Genomic DNA, 1,262 nt, shown 5'->3' on the forward strand with positions numbered 1-1,262 from the left:
ACAGGGGAACCTCGCGCGGCGGCTGGGCCTCGTCCGCCGGATCAAGCTGCAAGGCCGTTTCGGGGGTGAGACTCATGAGCGCGCCCATGGCGTCTCCGGCCTTGCGCTTTGCCGTGGCCTCAAGAAACTGCCCCAGCTCTATCATGGTCAGCAGTACGGCCCCGGATTCGTAATAAAGATTCATGGCCCGTTCCACCGGATCGAGGCCCATGAGGCCAAGCACCGTGTTGACCAGACTGTAAACAAAAGCCGCGCCCGTACCCACGGCCACCAGACTGTCCATTGCCGGAGCCTTGCGCAGCAACGCGCGGATGCCGTCCACATAAAAGTGGCGTCCAAGCCAGACTATGGGCAGGCTGAGAAAAAGCTGCACCAGCATAAATGTGCGCGGCGAAGCGTGCGGATCGAGCCAGCCGGGCAGATCAAGGCCCACCATATGCCCCATTGATACGACAAGCAGCGGCACGGCAAAGCAGGCCATAGGCACAAGGCGGCCCAGACGGTCGCGTGAATCCTTGAGGGCCTTGGCCCTGCCTTCGGCAAATTCTGCGGAGGCATCGTCATCGGCGGCGGGGGTGGCGCTGAAACCGAGCGTGGCTACCCGCTCCATAATCTCGTGCTGCACCTCGTCCTCACGGCCGGGACTGGCCCATACTTCCGCCTTGGCAGTGGCAAGGTTGACGCTGATTTTTTCCACGCCGTCCATGCGCCCCACCACGCGCTCAATGCGTGACGAGCAGGCGGCGCAGTGCATGCCCCCGATATCAAAGTGCAGGGGGCAGGCCCCTTCGGCGGCGTCATTACCCGCAATGGCCTCGCTCATATTCGTCCTCCAACCTTTTCCGTTCCGGACGCGGCGCTGCACCGAGCGGCCCGGCTCTCCGGTTCGGGGTTATTTTGCCGTGGCTTGTCATTTGCCATGACCGCGCGTAAACTTGCACAACACTGAAATTGAAAACTGTTTCCCAAGGAGGATATGATGAAAAGCCTGAAAGTCAATGGTATGCGTTGCGGGCATTGCAAGGCCGCTGTGGAAGAAGCGGCGGGCAAGGTTTCCGGCATAAAAAATCCGCTGGTTGACCTGGACGAAAAGGTTTTGCGCTACGAAGAAGACGGCCCCGTGGATATGGACGCCCTGCGCACGGCTATCAGCAATATCGGTTTTGATCCGGAATAGGCATGCCTTCGGCCTGCCCGGCAACGCGCGGCGGCTCAGCGCCGGTTTTTCAGCCGAAATAACCGGCGCGGGCTGCGCGCCCGGG

2 protein-coding genes are annotated in these 1,262 nt (G+C 61.3%); one reads left to right on the forward strand and one right to left on the reverse strand.

Going from position 1 to position 1,262, the window contains the following annotated elements; translation table 11 throughout:
• Positions 1-823: cation transporter (locus V6C16_RS13540; RefSeq protein WP_333543474.1), on the reverse strand; the 823-nt coding region annotated here is incomplete at its 3' end.
• Positions 824-979: 156 nt separating this feature from the next.
• Here V6C16_RS13540 and V6C16_RS13545 point away from each other — a divergent pair.
• The gene (locus tag V6C16_RS13545; RefSeq protein WP_333543475.1) at positions 980-1,177 is read left to right on the forward strand and encodes a heavy-metal-associated domain-containing protein; all 198 of its coding nucleotides are present in this window, start codon (positions 980-982) and stop codon (positions 1,175-1,177) included.
• The last annotated feature ends 85 nt before the right edge of the window (positions 1,178-1,262 follow it).

Origin of the sequence: Desulfovibrio sp. 1188_IL3213, assembly GCF_036763145.1 — a bacterium.
Taxonomy (GTDB): domain Bacteria; phylum Desulfobacterota; class Desulfovibrionia; order Desulfovibrionales; family Desulfovibrionaceae; genus Desulfovibrio.